Origin of the sequence: Fusobacterium perfoetens (assembly GCF_021531595.1) — a bacterium.
GTDB lineage: Bacteria > Fusobacteriota > Fusobacteriia > Fusobacteriales > Fusobacteriaceae > Fusobacterium_B.
The window spans coordinates 36,705-55,756 of the sequence record NZ_JADYUD010000012.1; the positions used below are offsets into that span (position 1 = coordinate 36,705).

Sequence of the window (19,052 nt, forward strand, 5' to 3'; positions counted from 1 at the left end):
ATTTTTTTAATTCTTTTGGGAATGTTAGCACTTAGTATTTTGATAGGTATTTCTTTTGGAAGCAGTTATATTTCTGTAAAATCTGTTTATCAATTTCTGAGTAATAAACTTTTACATAAAGAAATATTTTTGGTTTCATGGAAAAAAAATATAGAAGCTATTATTTGGGAAATAAGAGTTCCAAGGGTTCTGCTTTCTGCAATAACAGGGGGAGGGCTTGCAATTTCAGGAGTTTTAATGCAATGTATAACTAAAAATCCAATAGCAGATCCATATATTTTAGGAATATCTTCTGGGGCTTCAGCTGGAGCAGTGGCAGTTATTATTTTTGGGGGAACAAGTATAGGAATGTTAGGAATAACAGGAGGAGCTTTTGTTGGTGCTCTTTCTTGTGGAATTATTGTTTTTATAATAGGAACAGAAAATGGGAAGAATATATCAACAGTAAGACTTATACTGACTGGGCTGGCTGTTTCAACTATTTTTTCATCTATAACTAATATTTTGGTCTATTCAGCCAAGAATTCTAATCAAGTAAGATCTGCTGTTTTTTGGAGTATGGGAAGCTTAGGAAGAGCTAAATGGGGAGAATTATTAATTCCATTTCTAGCATTAGTAGTTGTTTTTATACTTTCTCTTCTTTTATCTAAATCACTTGATATTTTACTTCTAGGCGATAATACTGCAAAAATGATTGGAATGGATATTGGAAAAATAAAAACTATTATTATACTTTCATCTACTATTTTAATTTCAATTTTAGTATCTCTAACAGGATCAATAGGATTTATAGGACTTATAGTTCCTCATATATGCAGATACTTTTGTGGAAGTTCACATAAAAAGTTACTGATTCTTTCAATTTTAGTAGGAGCAATATTTTTAATTCTTTGTGACACAATAGCCCGTACGATTTTTCCTCCAAGAGATGTTCCGATTGGAATAATAACTTCTATTATTGGTGGGCCTTTTTTCCTTTTTATGATAGGAATAAAAAGTTTTTCTTTAGGAGGTAAAAATGGTAGAAGTTAAAAATCTTTTTTATAAAACAAAAGATAAAATTATTTTGAATGACATATCTATAAAATTTCCTGAAAAAAAATTCATAGGAATAATTGGCCCTAATGGTGCTGGGAAATCTACTCTTTTAAAAAATATTTATGGAGTATTAACTCCAAATAGTGGAAATATTTTTATTGATAACAAGAATATAAAAAAGATGAATGGAAAAGAAAGAGCCAAAAAAATTGCTGTTTTATCTCAGGAGGACAGAGAAAATTTTGATTTTAGCATTGAAGATATAGTGGAAATGGGAAGATATCCTTATAAAAGTATATTTGAAAACTACTCTAAAAAAGATAGAGATATTGCATTTAATATGTTGAAAAAAACAGGAATGGAAGATTATATAGGCAGAAATTTTAAAGATTTGTCAGGTGGAGAAAAGCAGAGAGTTTTAATTGCCAGAGCTTTGGCACAAGATGCTCCTATATTAATACTTGATGAACCTACTAATCATTTGGATATTGGTTATCAACTTCAACTCTTGCATCTTATAAAACATTTAGATAAAAGTGTAATTGCTGCATTGCATGATCTTAATGTTGCTGCTATATTTTGTGATTATATTTATATATTAAAAGATGGAAAACTTATAGAAGAGGGGATACCAGAAAAAGTATTAAACAAAGAGAATTTAAAAAATATTTTTAATATAGAATGTTCTATTGGAAAAAATCCAATAAATGATAAAATTCAAATATCATACACTACAAGTCATTACCATGTTAATGGAATAGGAAGTGACCATTTTCATGAAGATCATTTTACAGGAGTTCATACACATATTATAGAAAAATAATTCTTTAATTATAATAAAATTTATATAAACAAAAAATAAGACTGTTGCAATAAAAATTTTACAATTTGCAACAGCCTTATTATTAAGTTTTGTATTATTTTTTATAACTGCAGTTTTTGCTACAATTTTTACATCCACCACAACAACCTTTTCCATTTTTTTTATCTATATATATTTTTCTTAAGGCTATACATATACAGAATAATATAATTATTAAAATAATAAAACTTAAGAAGTTCATACTATATTTCTCCTAAAAGTGTTCCTATAATTTTAATTCCAAAAGCAGCAAACCAAGCAATTACACATTGTCCAAAAGCAACGACGAAAGCCCATTTTCCTCCAAGTTCTTTTTTTACAGCTGCCACAGCTGCTACACAAGGAGTGTAAAGCAGACAGAACACTAAAAGTGACATTGCAGAAACTGGTGTAAGAACATTAAGAAGATTTTTTGTTGTTCCAAATAGAACTGATAAAGTTGAAACAACACTTTCTTTTGCCATGAATCCACTTATTAAAGCTGTGGATATTCTCCAATCTCCAAATCCTAAAGGTTTAAATATTGGAGCGATAACTCCTGCTACAGCTGCAAGAATACTGTCCTGAGAATCTTCAACTACATTAAAGCTTAAATTAAAAGTTTGTAAGAACCAAATAAGAATAGTTGCGATAAAAATTACTGTAAATGCTCTCTGTAAAAAATCTTTAGCTTTTTCCCAAAGAAGATGTCCTACATTTTTCATTCCTGGCATACGGTAATTTGGAAGCTCCATTACAAAAGGAACTGCTTCTCCTTCAAAAAGAGTTTTTCTCATAAGAAGTGCCATAAGAACAGCCATAATAATTCCACCAAAATATAGACATATCATAACAAAAGCTCCCTTATCTGGAAAGAATGCTGCAGTAAAAAATCCATAAATAGGAAGTTTAGCAGAACAGCTCATATAAGGAGTAAGAAGTATTGTCATTTTTCTGTCTCTTTCAGAAGGAAGAGTACGGCTTGCCATGATTCCAGGTACAGTACATCCAAATCCAACAAGCATAGGAACGATACTTCTTCCTGAAAGTCCTATTTTACGAAGAAGTTTATCCATAACAAAAGCAACTCTTGCCATGTAACCACTGTCTTCTAAAAGTGACAAGAAGAAGAATAAAGTAACAATAACAGGAAGGAAACTTAATACACTTCCGACACCTGTGAAAATACCATCAATAATTAATGAACTTATAACTTCATTTACTTTTCCACTTGTAAGAAAATCAGCAACAGCTTCAGTTCCCCAGCCTATAAATATTTCTAAAATATTAGAAAGCCATGCTCCAATAACATTAAATGTAAGCCAGAATACCATTGCCATTATACCTATAAAAGCAGGAATAGCTGTATATTTGCCAGTAAGAACTTCATCAATTTTTCTGCTTCTTATATGTTCTTTACTTTCTTTTGGTTTAATGACTGTTTCATCACACACTTTTTTTATGAAATTAAATCTCATATCTGCTATAGCAGCAGCTCTGTCTAATCCTCTTTCTGTTTCCATTTGTTTTATAATATACTCAAGGGTTCTTTTTTCATTTTCATCAAGATCTAATTTTTCAAGAATCAAATGATCTCCCTCAGCTAACTTGCTTGCAGCAAAACGAACAGGAATTTTAGCTTTTTTAGCATGGTCTTCTATTAAATACATAATTCCATGAAGACATCTGTGAACAGCACCACCATGATTATTTTCATCACAGAAATCATGTCTTTCAGGGCATTCTTGATATTTCGCTACATGGACAGCATGGTCAATCAATTCATTTATTCCTTCATTTTTAGAAGCGGAAATAGGAATTACAGGAATTCCTAGCTTTTCTTCCATTTCATTTACCAGAATAGATCCTCCGTTTTCTCTTATTTCATCCATCATATTAAGAGCAAGAACCATTGGAACATCAAGTTCCATAAGCTGCATTGTAAGATAAAGATTTCTTTCTATATTTGTGGCATCTACAATATTTATTATTCCTTTTGGATCTTCATGAAGAAGAAAAGCTCTTGTAACAACTTCTTCACTTGAATAAGGAGACATTGAATATATTCCAGGCAGATCAGTGACAAGAGTATTATTATATCCTTTTATAACTCCATCTTTTCTGTCAATAGTAACTCCAGGAAAATTTCCAACATGTTGATTTGAACCAGTTAATTGATTAAAAAGAGTTGTTTTTCCACAGTTTTGATTTCCTGCAAGAGCAAATGTAAGTTTAATATCTTCAGAAAGAGGATTTTCTTCAGATTTTTTATGATATTTCCCTCCTTCTCCAAGACCAGGATGAGATATTGGTTTTACAGGTTTGCTTTCTTTTTTTATTTCTTCTTTTTCACGAATATCTGTAATTTCTATTTTTGCAGCATCAGCTAAACGAAGTGTAAGTTCATAGCTGTTTATACGAATCTCTATAGGATCTCCCATTGGAGCATGTTTCATCATAATAATATCAGCTTTTGGAATAATTCCCATGTCTAAAAAATGCTGACGAAGAGCTCCATTTCCTCCAACAGAAAGGACTGTTGCCATTTTCCCTATGGGTAAATCTTTTAATGTCATAATGACTTCCTCCCTAAACTCATAAACTTTTTCTTTTAAATTAATGTACAGAAATCAGTATATTCCAATTATATATCATTGTCAAGTTATACATAATTTTTAAAGTATTGATTAAGGCTTGCAATTTTTTCTAAATTAGTTAGAAATATTTAAATAAAATTTTTGAAAATTTTATTTTGTTATGATATCATAAAAAAGAGTGGCTCTATAGCTCAATTGGATAGAGCATCTGACTTCGGATCAGAGGGTTTGGGGTTCAATTCCTCATGGGGCCGCCATTAACTTAATATAAAAAATAAATCCTGTTGTAAAATTAATTACAACAGGATTTTTATATTATTTATTTTTTAAAATGTCACGGATTTCAGTAAGAAGAATTTCTTCTTTAGAAGGAGCAGGTGGTTCTTTAGGAGCTTCTGCTTTTTCTTTCTTTAATTTATTTATTATTTTTATCATGATAAAGATACATAGAACTATTATAATAAAATCTAATGTTGTCTGAAGGAAAACACCATATTTTATTATGACAGGTGAGCCATCAGGTTTGCTTGCAGGAATAGTCAAAGCAAGACTGGAAATATCAATTCTTCCTGTAAATATTCCTATTAAAGGCATTATAATGTCATTAACAAGACTTGAAACAATTTTTCCAAATGCTCCACCTATGATAACACCAACAGCCATATCCATAACATTACCACGAACTGCAAAATCTTTAAATTCTTTAATAAATGACATTTATTCCCTCCTTTTTATAAAAAAATCACATCTTACATTATTATGTTATAATAGATAAGAATAAAAGTCAATAAATTTAAATAAATATATTAATCAAAATAAAAGCTGCTATTACTTGACATGTTCCAACAGCAAGTCCATAAATCATTCCTTTAGGTCCTTCTGAAATTAAATCTTTAAATTTAACTCTCATACCAATGGCAGCAAGAGCAATTATTTCAAATTGCTGGCTTATAGTTTTTGCCCCCTTAGTGAAAGCTTCAGGAAGAAGATGGGCTGTGTGTAAAGATGCCATTATAAAAAATCCTATAATAAACCAAGGAATACCAGCTTTTATTTTACTATCTTTTTTATTTTTTTCTTTTGTAAAAATATGTTTTTCTTCGTGTTCTGCATTGATATGAGAATAAGAAAGTGCCACAAGAACAATAAAAATTATACGAATGATTTTAAAAATAGTAGCAACTTCTGTAACTTCAGGATTTACAAGCTGTCCTCCTGCAATAACTTGTCCTATTGATTGAAGAATTCCTCCAATCATAGCAGAAGTTTGTAAAGTTTCATGTTTATAAAGGATTTCAGTAATTAAAGGAAGAAGGACCATAAGTATTGTTCCAGTTACATTTACTATTGTAATAGATAGTCCTTTATCTTTTGTATCAGCATCAAGAACGGGAGAAACAGTTGCTATTGCTGATGATCCACATACAGCATTTCCAGCTCCCATAAGAAGACAGAACTTTTTGTTAAATCCTATTTTACGCCCTATTATATATGCAGCAAAGATTGTAGTAATCATTTGACATAAAATAAATCCTATTCCTGAAAGTCCAAGAGCTGCAATATCTTTAAGCATAAGAGCAGCACCTGTAAGAACAATAGAATATTCTAAAAGATTTTTTTCAGAAAAACGAGTCCCTTCATCAAAACAATCTTTATTTAAAAAAGTATTTCCACATAAAATACCTATTCCTATTGCAAAAAGTGCTGATCCTATAGTAGGAAAAAATTCTGCAATTTTTTGAGATAAAAAAGAAATTATTACACATGCAAGAAATCCTGGTGCAGTTTTTACAATAAAGTTTTTCATTAAATAATCCTCCTAAAAATTTTACTTTTCTACTTGATTATAAAAAAAATTTATTATAAAATCAAATTAGTATTTTTACTTAATTAATAAGAAAAATTTATAAGAGGTGATAAAATGCTTGAACAAAAACTTTATACTTTCATAAAGCTTGCTGAATGTGAAAGTACTACACAGGCTGCCTTGGAACTTCATATGACACAGCCAGCTGTAAGTCAGCAACTTAAAGCACTTGAAACTGAATATAATATAGAACTTTTTAATCGTGAAGGAAGAAGGATAATTCTTACAGAAGAGGGAAAACAATTTTATAATATGGTAAAAAAGATGGTTACTATGGAACAACAGTTTGCTGAAATAATAAAACAGCCTGTTGTTAAAACTATAAGATTTGGAGCAACCCTTTCTATAAGTGAGGGAATAATGCCTTATCTCCTTCCTAAAATGATAGATTATTGGAAAGATATAAGATTTGAGTTAACAACTCAGAATACCCGTGAACTTTTAAAGGAACTTGAAGAGGGAACAATTGATTTTGCACTTATTGAAGGAAATTTTAATCAACAGAAATATGCTCATGCCCCCTTTATGAAGTCTAAATTTTCAGGATTTTGTAAAAAAGGAAGTAAGTATAAAAATTTTAAGAGACTTGAAGAATGTACTTCTGCACCTATTATATTAAGAGAAAAAGGAAGTGGAACAAGAGCTATATTTGAAAGTGAGTGTCAAACATATAATATAAGCACTGAAGATTTTATTTTTTTCCATGAAATAGACAGTATTCCCGTGATTTTAAATCTTATAAAAAGTGATTCAGGAATTACTTTTGCTTATAACTGTGCTGTACAAAATGCATTAAAGAATGATGAAATAGAAGAAATTATTTTAGAAAATTTTTCTCTTGAAAGGGACTTTTCTTTTGTTGCCTTGCCAAACATGCTAAAAACAGATAAACTTTTTGAGATCTGTGATGTTATTAAAGAACTTATGAAAAATTTGAAAGTCTAGAAAATAAAAAGATTGCTTTCTGATATTTTTAGAGAGCAATCTTTTTAAAATTATTTTATATATCTTTATTCTTCTATTAACTCAAAACGATATTTTTGAGAAATATTTGGATATTTTTCTTTGTCTACTTCAGAGGCAAACATATCATAAGGTCTTGCAAAAATTCCAAATTCTCCGTAAAGAGCCTGATATATTACAAGCTTTTCTCTTGTTTCAGTGTGTGTAGCAATATATAGAACTTTATAATTATTTCCTTTAAAATGCCTGTAAATTCCAGTTTTTATTTCTCTCATGATAACTTATCCTCCTAAACCACTTTAGTTGTCCAATCCTCAACATTCCAAACTTCAGTAACGATATCCATATAGAAATCAGGTTCATGGCTTACTAAAACAACAGTTCCTTTGAATTCTCTTATTGCTTTTTTAAGCTCTTCTTTTGCTTCAACATCAAGATGGTTTGTAGGCTCGTCAAGAACAAGGAGATTTATTTCTCTGTTCATAAGTTTACAAAGACGAACTTTTGCATTTTCTCCTCCAGAAAGAACTTTCATCTGGCTTGTAATATGGTCTCTTGTAAGTCCACATTTTGCAAGAGCTGCTCTTGCTTCTGCATTTGTCATACTTGGAAATTCATTCCAAATTTCATCAAGAGCTGTTGTTGATGTGGCAATTTCTTCTTGCTCAAAATAACCAACTTCTAAAAATTGTCCATGTTCAACCTCTCCTGAAACAGGCTTTATAAGTCCTAGCATAGTTTTTAAAAGAGTAGATTTTCCTAAACCATTAACACCTTTTATTGCTATTTTTTGATTACGCTCTACTGTAAAATTAAGAGGCTTTGTAAGAGGTTCTCCATATCCTATAACAAGATTTTTAGCAGTAATGACTTCACGGCCAGGAGTACGAGCCTCTTTAAAGCTAAAAATAGGTTTTGGTTTTTCTCTTGCCATTTCAATAATGTCCATTCTGTCAAGTTTTCTTTGACGGTCTTTTGCAAGATTTGTTGTTGCAACACGGGCTTTATTACGGGCAATAAAATCTTTTAAGTGCTCTATTTCTTTTTGCTGTTTTTTATATGCTTGTTCCAATTGTCTTTTTTTCAATTCATACATTTCCTGAAATTGATAATAATCTCCTGTATATCTTGTAAGCTCTGCATTTTCCATGTGATATATTACATTTGTTACAGAATTTAAAAATGGAATATCATGTGAAACTAAGATAAAAGCATTTTCATAGTTCTGTAAAAAATTTTTAAGCCATGCAATATGATTTTCATCAAGAAAGTTAGTAGGCTCATCAAGTATAAGTATCATAGGATTTTCAAGAAGAACTTTAGCAAGGAGTATCTTAGCTCTTTGTCCTCCAGAAAGTTCTGTTACATCTCTTTCAAGTCCTATATCCATAAGCCCAAGTCCTGCTGCATATTCCTCTATTTTTGAGTCTAGAGAATAAAAGTCTCCGCTTTCAAGAATACTTTGTATTTCCCCTACATCTTCCATAAGAATATCCATTTCTTCAGGAGTACAGTCTCCCATCTTATCATAAATAGCAATCATTTCTTTTTCAAGTTCAAACATATGGTTGAAGGCTGAACGAAGAATATCACGAATTGTTTTTCCTTTTTCAAGAGTACTATATTGGTCAAGATAACCTGTTGTAATATGGTTACACCATTCAACCTTTCCTTCATCAGGCATAAGTTTTCCTGTAATAATATTAAGGAAAGTGGATTTTCCTTCTCCATTAGCTCCAACAAGCCCTATATGTTCACCTTTTAAAAGACGGAAAGATACATTTTCTAAAATTTGTCTTGCTCCGAATCCATGGCTGACATTTGTGACATCTAAAATACTCATATAATCATAAACTCCTTTATATTAAAAACATTTTTTATACAATACATATCAGTATATCAAAAAAATTAATTTTTGAAAAGAAATAAAATAGAAAAAGCCTCAAAGATATGAGGCTTTTTAAAGAGAATTTTATTTATTATATTATTTATATTTTAATCCCAGCATTCTACATTTTCTGTAATTCCAACTTCTTTAGCTTTAAATACAGGATCTTTTCCAGCTTTTTTCTGAGCAATATAGTCATCAAGGCATCTTTTTGCAATACCTCCAAGTCTTGTAATTGCATAAATATTTATAAATGCCATAAGTGCCATAAATAAATCTGCAAGATTCCATACAAATGTAAGTTCTGCAACACTTCCGAAACTTATCATAAATAAGCAGGCAACTCTATAAATATTTAAGAAAAATTTGTTTTTAGGACATAAAAACTGGATATTAGCTTCTCCATAATAATAGTTTCCAACAAGAGAACTGAAAGCAAAAAGGAAAATGCATATTGCTACGAAAGGCCCTCCGAAACTTCCTATTTGTGAAGTAAGAGCTTCTTGAGTAAGAGCGATTCCATCAGCTGAAGATGTTTTGTATGTTCCAGAAACAAGGATTAAAAAAGCTGTTGCACTGCATACAACAAGAGTGTCAGTAAATACAGCAAGTGTTTGAACAAGTCCTTGTTTTACAGGATGAGTAACATGTGCTGTTGCAGCTGCATTTGGAGCACTTCCCATTCCTGCTTCATTTGAGAATAATCCTCTTTTTATTCCTTGCATAACAGCAGCTCCTAAAGCTCCTCCCATAAATTGTTCAGGTCCAAGAGCACTTTTTACAATAAGAACTATTATTCCAGGAAGTTTATTTATATTTATAGCTAAAACAGCAAGAACTATTAAAACATAAATTACAGCCATGAAGGGAACTATTTTTTCAGAAATACTTGCTATTCTGTGAATTCCACCAAAAATTACAAGACCAGTAAGAATAAATAAAGTTATTGCTACAGAAGTTCTTCCTATTCCAAAAGCATTTTCAAAAGCAAATGAGATAGTATTTGCTTGAACAGAGTTGAATACTAATCCATAAGTTATTGATATTAAAACAGCAAATACTAAACCAAGCCATCTGCAGTGAAGAGCTTTTTCAATATAGTAAGCAGGTCCTCCTTTAAAAGCTGTTCCATTTTTTTCCTTATAGACTTGTGCTATTGTACTTTCAACAAAGGCTGATGCAGAACCTAAAAGAGCTATAAGCCACATCCAGAAAACTGCTCCAGGTCCTCCAGCAGCAACAGCAAGAGCAACTCCTGCTAGGTTTCCTGTTCCGACTCTTGAAGCTGTACTTATACAAAATGCTTGGAATGAAGATATTCCATGTTTAGCTTCTCCTGTTCCTTCTTTTAAAAGGATAACCATTTCTTTCATCATTCTAAATTGAACAAAATTATTTTTTAATGTAAAATAAATTCCAGCTCCAATAAGAATAATAATAAGTAAATATGACCAGAAAATATTATTTAAAAAATTTACAATTGTAGATATTGCAGATATTATACCAAAATCCACTCTTAATCCCCCCTTAAATGTTAACAGTTAATTAATTAAAAAATTATATGAAAAGATTATAGCTTATTGACAAAATAAATGCAAATATTTTTTATAAAATATATAGATATTTTTTATAAATACTTCATAAATTAAAAGTATTTTATTTTTGTTTGTAAAAATTTTAAAGTCTAAAAAAATTTTATTTATTACAAGAAGTGGCTTTAGAATTTATAAATATATGATACAAAAGAAAAGCGCGATGAGTAATCGCGCTATTTTTTATAATAGTTCTATCATTTTATCAGCTGGATCTACAACATTAAGTTTTGTTGATGCAATAATTTCTTTTTTGATATAAGGGAAATGCGTACATGCTAAAATAATAGCTTTTGAATTTATCTCAGGTTCTATTTTTTCAAAGAAATTTAAAAGATCTTTTACAGCTGCTTTTTCCATGATGTTTTCTTTATCTCTATATTCTTCTATTTTATTTACAAGGCTTAAGAATCCAACTGAAAGAAATTTTATTTTAGGATTTATAGCTTTAATAAATTCTTCTATATTTTTAGTGGAGATACTATTTGCTGCCATAAGGAAAATAAAGTCATAGTCATTTCCTATAAGGCTATAAGCATCATAGGGTGTTATAATTTTAAAATTAATTTTTTCAGCGAGTTTTTTAAAATCTACAGCACTGCTTAATGAGTTGCAGTAGACAAAACAAGAATCCATATTATTTTTTTTCATGTGAATAAGTTTATTAAGTACGATATTTTCAAGTTCTTCTTTTGATAAAAATTGTAGTCTATCTTGTTCGTAACAGTTTTTTGAGATAGAATATCCGAAGGCATCAAAGCCCCTTTCTTTTAAAAGATTTACTCCCATTTCAGTATCAATTACAGTTCCTGCCATAACACCTATTTTTTTCATGACTCACCACCTGAATGAAAATATATTTATTAATATTTTAACATATAAAGATTTTAAAAACAATGTCTTGTAAATTTATATGGAAATACTGACTTTTTATACAAAGATTACATTAATTTTATCTTTCTGATTGATTTTTTTTTTCAGATAAGTTATTCTTTATGTATGTGATATTGTAGGAGGCCGAAAATGAAAAAAATTTTAACTTTATTTCTTTTAGTTATTCTTTTAACTTCTTGTGGAGACAAGGTTGATGATAAAGGTTTCTATATTGAGGGAAAAAATATTCGTATGAATAAAATAACAAAATCTTTTTATGATGAAGAAGGTTATGATATAGATGGTTATAATAAATATGGCTTTAATAGAAATGGTTATGATAAGCAAGGTTATAACTCACTTGGCTATGATAAAAATGGGATAAACAGAAGAGGGTTTGATGAAAATGGAGTTTATCATAATAAATATAGATTTGATAAAATGATGGAAGAAAAAGGTCTGAGTTTTGAAGAAGCAAAAGAATATATGGTCAAAAGATATTCTTTAAAGAATACATATATGTATTCAGCTGGAAAAAGTGAATTTGAAACTACAAAAGAATATATGATTCGTCTTCAGAAAGATCAGAAAAAATACTTAAATTTTCTTATAGATTCATATTTTATATATGATGCAGGAAGAATGAATATAGAATATAATGCAGACACTCAGGAAATGATTTTTACAGTTTATTCTTATGAAGATATAGAGACAGTAAAGGAAAGTGACGGAAAAACAGAAAGAAAAGTAAAACATTTTTCTATTCCATTTAAATCAAAAGAGGAATACCGTTTAAAAATGAGTGTAGAGGAAGCGAGAGACTTTGATAAAAGCAAGGTAAAAATAAGAATGATAGTAAGTCCTCTTTATGAAGCGATAGCTGGAGATACAAAGGTAATTAATGAATATGGAGCTCAGGAAAAAACAGAGAGAAATATTGATTATGACAGAAAAACAGATGATTATAGAAGTATCATAGGATATAGAATTTATGATGATAAAAAAGTATACTATGAGCAAATGATGGATATAAATATGAGGGAAGCTTTTATAAAATATGCAGAAACTCTTATTGATACAAAGGCAGTTCAGCAGCAGTATTACCCTGCAAGAATTTACAAGAAAGATGATAAAATACATTTTATAAAAGAGGAGTATATAAGAAATTCATTTAAAAATAAATTTATAAGATATATTTATGATTTAAAGACAAAGAAGATAGTAAAAGACAGAAAACTTGAAAATTATACAAGTTTTGATATAAGAAGAGAGTATAAAAATTGGCAGAAATTTTAATCAGAAAATAAAAAAGCCTGTGGATTTCCACAGGCTTTAATTTTTAGAACTATTTAACAGTAACAACATTAGCTGCTTGAGGTCCTTTTTGTCCCTCTTTAACATCAAAAGTTACTTTTTCTCCTTCTTCTAAAGTTTTGAATCCTTCTTTTTGAATTTCAGAGAAGTGTACGAATAAATCTTTTCCTTCTTCAGAAGTGATGAATCCGAATCCTTTTTCAGCATTAAACCATTTTACTGTACCTTTGTTCATTTAAAATACCTCCATAAAAATACTTTTTATTAGTGAATAGAAAAACAGATATTAGCTTTGATACTTAAAGTATTTTTATTAAAGATACTTATAATTCAAATCTATACTTCCTTTACTCTATTACAAGCAGATTATATCTTATTCTTTTTTATTTGTCAATATAATTTGCAGTAATTTTATAAAAATTATGTATTATAAAAGTCAGAATAATACTTTTTTCAGATTATTGTTTCTTTTTCCACTCTATAATCATATTTTTTGATTTTTCTACAATTTCTTCCATAGTATTATCTTCAGGGAAAACATCTCCAAGAACTTCTATTTCAACATTTCCAGATTTAGGGAAAGAACTTCCAAATGGCATAGCTTCATAGAATCCTTTTATTCCTATTACAGTTACAGGAATATTAAGCTCTTTTGAAAGAATTGCGAAGAATTTTTTAAATTCATGTACTTCTCCATCTCTCGTTCTTGCACCTTCAGGGAAAATTACAAGATTTTTATTTTCTTTTAAGACTTCAGCTGCAATCTGAAGACTTTCTTTCAGATTTTTATTGATATCAACTAGAACAATATTTCCACGGTCAGCAAAAAATCTTCTTATTGGTTTTTCAAAATGTTTTTTTATAGCAAAGAAGTAAGTATCTTTTGCTTGCTTGTAACTAAAAATATGTCCAAGAGCAAAGGCATCAGCAAAACTTTCATGGTTAAGAACATAAATTCTAGGTTCATTGCTTATTTTTTCCAATCCTTTTTTAGTAAGTCTCAAATAAAACTTAAAAATAGGTGCTGTAAGAATTCTAAATAATCCAACTGCCCAAGATTTTGGAAGCTGATAATCTATTTTTTCATTGAAGATATCTTTCCAATTTACACTTTCCTTATGATAAGCATTACTGTGAACTCTTATATATTCACAAATATCTCTTATAACTTTTATTCCACCAGCTTCATCTTCATTTACTGTAAAATCAAATGTTTTCTCAATGAAAGCATTCATTTCTACAACATCAAGGGAATCAAGACCTAAATCTATTTCTATATGAGAATCTGGAGTAATATCAAGATCATGTTCTTTTTTCATGTATGAAGCAAGAGCCTGGAATTCTCTTGTACTGTATTCTTTATCATCTTTTTTTATAGCTTGTTCTTTTTTATTTTCTTCTGCTTTTGGTTTATCAAGATTATTGATAATATCTTTAAGCATAAACCTTCTTAATTTTCCAAGCTTTGTTTTTGGAAGCTCTTCTTTTACAATTTTAATTTCAAGAATTTTTCTGTAAGCAGGAGCTTTTACATTGTAGCTATCAATAATTTCCCATTTTAAAGTCTCTGTAATATTTGTAATTTTTCTTTCTTTAACTTTTTCAAAATCAGGATATACAAGAGCTAAAAGGTGATTATTATGCTCTACAACAGCAATATCTGTAATAAGGTCAGTTCCTTTTGAAATTTCATTTTCTATATCAGCAGGATTTATATTTTTACCATTTGAAAGAACTATCATTTCTTTTTTTCTTCCTACAATGGAAATATATCCATCTTCTATTTTACCAAGATCTCCTGTATGAAACCATCCTTTGTGGTCAATGACTTCTTCTGTTGCATCAGGTCTTTTATAATAACCTTTCATAACATTTCTTCCCTTGACAATAATTTCTCCGTCATCAGCAAGTTTTGCACTTACTCCAGGAATAGTAGTTCCTACTGTTCCTATGTGAATATCATCAGGTCTATTGAATGCTATTATAGGAGATGTTTCAGTAAGCCCATATCCTTCAAGAACTTTTATTCCTAAAATTTTAAAATCTTCTAAAATATTAGGTTCAATTTTAGCTCCTCCAGAAACTAAAAATCTTATATTTCCTCCAAGTCCTTCATGAACTTTTTTAAATATAATTTTACTTAGTGTTTGGCTTTTAATTTTTTTGCATATATTAAACATTTTTAAAGCCATTCCATTGGCTTTTATTTTTCCCATAATTCCTTTATGAATCATTTCCCATAATCTTGGAACTCCTACAACTATTGTTATTTTATATGTTTTTAGGGCATTTTGAATAGCTTGTGCAGAAAGTTCATCATTTATAACAATAAGAGTTCCTATGTGAATAGCCATCAAAAGATTTATTGATAAAGGAAGTACATGATGATAAGGAAGCAGAGCAAGAACTCTGTCCTGAGGAGTTGCAAGCTTAATTTCTGTAATTGCATCAACATTAGACATTAAATTGTCAAATGTAAGAACAACACCTTTAGGTTTTCCAGTAGTTCCTGATGTATAAAGAAGAACTCCTGTATCTTCTGTATCAGGGGAATAAATTACATATTCGTCAACTTTAAAATTCTCAGGAACAGAGAGAACATCAACATTAATTATTTCTATCTCTTTTCCTGAAAGCTTTACAGCTTCTTCTGCAGTGTGTAGGTTTTTCTCAGATGTAAATATATATTTTGGATCTGCATCTGAAAGAATATATTCTAATTCTTCAGCTGTATATCCAGCATCAATATTCACAGGTATACCTTTACTGTTCCAAATTCCGAAAAAACTGCATATAAATTCAGGCCTATTTTCCATAAAAATAACAGCTTTATCTTCATTTTTTTTCATTATTAATAAAGAAGAAAAATATTTAGACATTTTAATAATATCTTTATATGTATATTTTTTATCTTTATAGATAACAGCCTCTTTGTTGAAATCTGTTACAAATTTCATTATAAAATCCTCCTTCTTAGAGATTATCAATTATCTCTTCTAACTCTTTTTTATCTTCTGAATTCAAGTCTATTCCCTTTTTTAGTTTGTATAAAATTTCAGAATCTTGTCCTGTCATACTTTTTTCTAATATTTTTATAATAAGCTTTATATAAAAATTCATTTATTCTCCTTTAAAAATTGATATTTTAAAATCTTTAAAACGCAGGCAGATAATATATTGAAAAGAAATTACAAATACTTCCTCCTATTACAAAAAGATGCCATATAGCATGTCCAAATTTAATTTTTTTTATCATATATACAATAGCTCCTAGTGAATAAGTTATTCCTCCTGCAATAAGACAGTAAAGAGAAGCTGTGCTTAAACCTACTTTAATATCTTTAAAAACAAATACTACCATCCAACCCATAAAAAGATAAATTAATGTTGAAACGAGTTTAAATCGTCCTGTGAAAAATATTTTAAATATTACTCCGATGAGAGTAAGTCCCCATTGAGCAAAAAATATAATCCATTTTATTTTTCCAGTAAGAATTGTAAAAATATATGGTGTATAAGAAGCAGAAATTAAAATATATATTGCTACATGATCAAGTATTCGGAATATTTTTTTTGCTCTTCCCATTTTTAGTATATGATATGTTCCTGACATTGTATATAAAAAAATAAGAGCAGTTCCAAAAATAATACTTCCAATAATATAATTTTTTTCACCTATTTTAACTGAATGACAAATAAGAGCAATAAGCCCAGAAATAGCCATTCCAGCACCAATGTAGTGTGTTATTGCACTTAGATATTCTTCATAGTTTTCTTTTGACATGGATATACCTCCTTTAAGTATTATAATAGCTCATTAATATAAAAATGTCTATTATTTTCGGTTTTTAAGGCTCTTTATATGCAGATGTGCACTATTTCAAAATGCCATTGTATTTTTTTTGTTTTCGTGGTAAAATCAAGTGATTTTATTATTAGTATAGGGAAGTGATTAAAAAATGGTAGAAAAGAAATATATAGCACCTAATGCAATAACAGCTGCTAATATGCTTCTAGGTTATTTAAGTATAACTTCATCAATTAGAGGGAATATAGATTATGCAATATGGTTTATATTTTTAGCTATGGTGTGTGACGGACTTGACGGAAAAACAGCAAGAAAACTTGATGCTTTCAGTGAATTTGGTAAAGAATTTGATTCATTTTCTGATGCAATTTCTTTCGGAATAGCTCCAAGTATTTTAGTTTATTCAATTCTTTCAATGTATCCTAAATTTGTTTCAATAGTAATTCCTGTAGCTTTTATATATGCCCTTTGTGGAGTTATGAGACTTGTTAAATTTAATGTTATAACAACAGCTTCTGAAGAAAAAGACGATTTCAGTGGAATGCCTATTCCAAATGGAGCAGCTTCTGTAATTTCTTATCTTCTTATCTGTCAGGCTCTAGAAAAGCATTTTGACTATCAGTTTTTTAATGTAGAAGTGTTTATAGCAATAACTATTATAGCAGCTATTCTTATGGTATCAACTATAACATTCCTTACTCCTGACAAGGTATTCAGAATTCCTAAAAAATTTATGATGCCTTTTGTTATTCTTGTTTTAGTAACATTAAAATACAGTATGTTTATAGTTTCTTTCTACTACATAATATATAACTTATTCCAATATCATTTATATAGAAAAGAAATGAAACATTCAACAGATAAAGAATAATAATATTATTTATTATTAATAGCAGAGAGTGATTTCGTATCACTCTCTTTATTGTATTTAACGGAGGTTTTATGAAAATATTAATTGTCAGATTCAAACAGATAGGAGATTCTATCCTTGCTTCACCTATGTGTAATACATTGAAAAAGTCTTTTCCTGATGCAGAGGTAGATTATGTTGTGTATGAACATGTAGCTCCAATTTTTGAAAATCATAAATATATTGATAATGTAATTTCTATATCTAAAGCTGAGCAGAAGAATCCTTTTAAATATTTAGCAAAGGTGTGGAAAGTTACAAGAAAAAAATATGATATAGTTATAGATATTATGTCAACTCCTAAAAGTGAAGTCTTTACTTTGTTTTCTCCTGGAGCAGAATACAGAATAGGAAGAAAGAAAAAACATAGAGGCTATACATATACTCATAAAATAGAAGAGCCAAGAGATACAAAAGATAAGGTTGATAAATTCTTAAAAATGCTTAAACCTTTAGAAGAAAAATATGATATTAAGTATGATTCAAATTATATAATAACAATTACTCCAGAAGAAAAAGAATATATGAAAAATAAAATGGAAAAAGCAGGGGTTGATTTTTCAAAACCAGTAGTAGCTTGTGCTATAAATTCAAGAGTTCCTGCAAAAGTTTATCCAGTGGACAATATGACAAAAGTTATAAAAAAACTTCTTAATGATTTAGATATACAAATAATTTTTTATTATTCTCCAGATGAAAAGGCTTTTGCTAAAAATGTTCATGAAAATATGCTTGAAAACGGCAAAAGAATATTTTCAAATATAGAAACATCTTCAATAAGAGAACTTGGAATGCTTCTTTCAAATTGTGATATGTTTTTTGGAAATGAGGGAGGGCCAAGACATCTTGCTCAAAGCTTAGATGTTCCTAGTTTTGCAATATTTAGCCCTAGTTCAAGTAAAAAAGAGTGGCTTTCAAATGCAAATGACAGACATCAAGGAGTAGAGCCTTATGATTTAAAAGAAAATACAGAGGGTATGACAAGAGATGAAGTATATAGATTGATTACTCCTGAATATGTGGTATCAAAAGTAGAAGAAATGTTTTCAAAATATGTAAATAAATAAAAAAGATTGTTGTATTTTTTAAATAATCTTAATAATCAAAAGTGCTGAAAAGATGTTTTTCTTTTTGGCATTTTTTCTTTTAAATAAAAAATATATTAAATAGCAGAAATTATAAGAATAATCTTTATTTTTTTATAAAAATAAAAAGAAGCTGAACAAATCAATGATATAAAATCACCAATTTACAACAGCCTCTTTTGATAAAATTATTTTTGCAATGTTAATGCTAATGCTCCTAATAATCCTGCATTGTCACCTAATTTAGGATATACTATATACTCATCTATTTTTTCT

The 19,052-nt window shown here is 29.1% G+C and carries 18 protein-coding genes and 1 tRNA gene; 7 read left to right on the forward strand and 12 right to left on the reverse strand.

The window, feature by feature from the left end; genetic code table 11:
* Positions 1-21 precede the first annotated feature (21 nt).
* Both I6E17_RS07645 and I6E17_RS07650 read left to right on the forward strand, forming a co-directional pair.
* The gene (locus I6E17_RS07645) at positions 22-1,032 is read left to right on the forward strand and encodes a FecCD family ABC transporter permease (protein ID WP_235236542.1); all 1,011 of its coding nucleotides are present in this window, start codon (positions 22-24) and stop codon (positions 1,030-1,032) included.
* Complete coding sequence (locus I6E17_RS07650) at positions 1,019-1,861, forward strand: ABC transporter ATP-binding protein (RefSeq protein WP_235236544.1); 843 nt, start codon at positions 1,019-1,021, stop codon at positions 1,859-1,861. The genes I6E17_RS07645 and I6E17_RS07650 overlap by 14 nt, the downstream gene beginning before the upstream one ends.
* A 94-nt stretch (positions 1,862-1,955) precedes the next feature.
* Here the strand turns inward: I6E17_RS07650 and I6E17_RS10055 are convergent, their stop codons facing one another.
* Both I6E17_RS10055 and feoB read right to left on the reverse strand, forming a co-directional pair.
* The gene (locus tag I6E17_RS10055; protein WP_419180982.1) at positions 1,956-2,102 is read right to left on the reverse strand and encodes a FeoB-associated Cys-rich membrane protein; all 147 of its coding nucleotides are present in this window, start codon (positions 2,100-2,102) and stop codon (positions 1,956-1,958) included.
* 1 nt (position 2,103) lies between these two features.
* Complete coding sequence (feoB, locus tag I6E17_RS07655; protein WP_235236546.1) at positions 2,104-4,455, reverse strand: ferrous iron transport protein B; 2,352 nt, start codon at positions 4,453-4,455, stop codon at positions 2,104-2,106.
* 201 nt (positions 4,456-4,656) lie between these two features.
* On the opposite strand from feoB, the gene I6E17_RS07660 reads away from it, so the two are divergent.
* Positions 4,657-4,733: transfer RNA gene (locus I6E17_RS07660), tRNA-Arg, on the forward strand.
* Between the two features lie 58 nt (positions 4,734-4,791).
* Here I6E17_RS07660 and mscL read toward each other — a convergent pair.
* Both mscL and I6E17_RS07670 read right to left on the reverse strand, forming a co-directional pair.
* Entirely contained in the window at positions 4,792-5,193 is a 402-nt protein-coding gene (mscL, locus tag I6E17_RS07665) for a large-conductance mechanosensitive channel protein MscL (RefSeq protein WP_235236547.1), read from the reverse strand.
* A 76-nt stretch (positions 5,194-5,269) separates the two neighbouring features.
* Positions 5,270-6,283 carry a YeiH family protein gene (locus I6E17_RS07670; RefSeq protein WP_235236549.1) on the reverse strand — a complete coding sequence of 338 codons (1,014 nt, stop codon included), beginning with the start codon at positions 6,281-6,283 and terminating at the stop codon, positions 5,270-5,272.
* Positions 6,284-6,397: 114 nt separating this feature from the next.
* On the opposite strand from I6E17_RS07670, the gene I6E17_RS07675 reads away from it, so the two are divergent.
* Entirely contained in the window at positions 6,398-7,288 is an 891-nt protein-coding gene (locus I6E17_RS07675) for a LysR family transcriptional regulator (RefSeq protein WP_235236551.1), read from the forward strand.
* 65 nt (positions 7,289-7,353) lie between these two features.
* Here I6E17_RS07675 and I6E17_RS07680 read toward each other — a convergent pair whose 3' ends face one another.
* The 4 genes from I6E17_RS07680 to I6E17_RS07695 form a co-directional block, all read right to left on the reverse strand.
* Positions 7,354-7,581 carry a DUF1653 domain-containing protein gene (locus I6E17_RS07680; protein WP_235236553.1) on the reverse strand — a complete coding sequence of 76 codons (228 nt, stop codon included), beginning with the start codon at positions 7,579-7,581 and terminating at the stop codon, positions 7,354-7,356.
* A 14-nt stretch (positions 7,582-7,595) separates the two neighbouring features.
* Positions 7,596-9,149, reverse strand: a complete 1,554-nt coding sequence (locus tag I6E17_RS07685) for an ABC-F family ATP-binding cassette domain-containing protein (protein ID WP_235236555.1) — start codon at positions 9,147-9,149, stop codon at positions 7,596-7,598.
* A gap of 152 nt (positions 9,150-9,301) precedes the next feature.
* Complete coding sequence (locus I6E17_RS07690; protein ID WP_235236557.1) at positions 9,302-10,708, reverse strand: alanine/glycine:cation symporter family protein; 1,407 nt, start codon at positions 10,706-10,708, stop codon at positions 9,302-9,304.
* A 261-nt stretch (positions 10,709-10,969) separates the two neighbouring features.
* A complete protein-coding gene (locus I6E17_RS07695; RefSeq protein ID WP_235236559.1) occupies positions 10,970-11,620 on the reverse strand; it encodes a hypothetical protein in 651 nt (216 codons plus the stop codon).
* A 189-nt stretch (positions 11,621-11,809) separates the two neighbouring features.
* Between I6E17_RS07695 and I6E17_RS07700 the strand changes: the two genes are divergently transcribed.
* Entirely contained in the window at positions 11,810-12,955 is a 1,146-nt protein-coding gene (locus I6E17_RS07700) for a hypothetical protein (protein WP_235236561.1), read from the forward strand.
* A 49-nt stretch (positions 12,956-13,004) separates the two neighbouring features.
* Here I6E17_RS07700 and I6E17_RS07705 read toward each other — a convergent pair whose 3' ends face one another.
* The 4 genes from I6E17_RS07705 to trhA form a co-directional block, all read right to left on the reverse strand.
* Entirely contained in the window at positions 13,005-13,208 is a 204-nt protein-coding gene (locus I6E17_RS07705) for a cold-shock protein (protein WP_235236563.1), read from the reverse strand.
* 223 nt (positions 13,209-13,431) lie between these two features.
* The gene (locus I6E17_RS07710) at positions 13,432-15,930 is read right to left on the reverse strand and encodes an AMP-binding protein (protein ID WP_235236565.1); all 2,499 of its coding nucleotides are present in this window, start codon (positions 15,928-15,930) and stop codon (positions 13,432-13,434) included.
* Between the two features lie 16 nt (positions 15,931-15,946).
* On the reverse strand, positions 15,947-16,093 hold the full coding sequence (locus tag I6E17_RS07715; protein WP_235236567.1) for a hypothetical protein: 147 nt from the start codon (positions 16,091-16,093) through the stop codon (positions 15,947-15,949).
* Between the two features lie 34 nt (positions 16,094-16,127).
* Positions 16,128-16,757: a PAQR family membrane homeostasis protein TrhA gene (gene trhA / locus I6E17_RS07720; protein WP_235236569.1), complete on the reverse strand. Its 630-nt coding sequence runs from the start codon at positions 16,755-16,757 to the stop codon at positions 16,128-16,130.
* A 175-nt stretch (positions 16,758-16,932) separates the two neighbouring features.
* Between trhA and pssA the strand changes: the two genes are divergently transcribed.
* Positions 16,933-17,652: a CDP-diacylglycerol--serine O-phosphatidyltransferase gene (gene pssA / locus I6E17_RS07725; protein ID WP_235236571.1), complete on the forward strand. Its 720-nt coding sequence runs from the start codon at positions 16,933-16,935 to the stop codon at positions 17,650-17,652.
* Positions 17,653-17,723: 71 nt separating this feature from the next.
* Positions 17,724-18,758 (forward strand): glycosyltransferase family 9 protein, encoded by a 1,035-nt coding sequence (locus I6E17_RS07730; protein ID WP_235236573.1) that lies wholly within the window; start codon positions 17,724-17,726, stop codon positions 18,756-18,758.
* Positions 18,759-19,052: the final 294 nt, after the last annotated feature.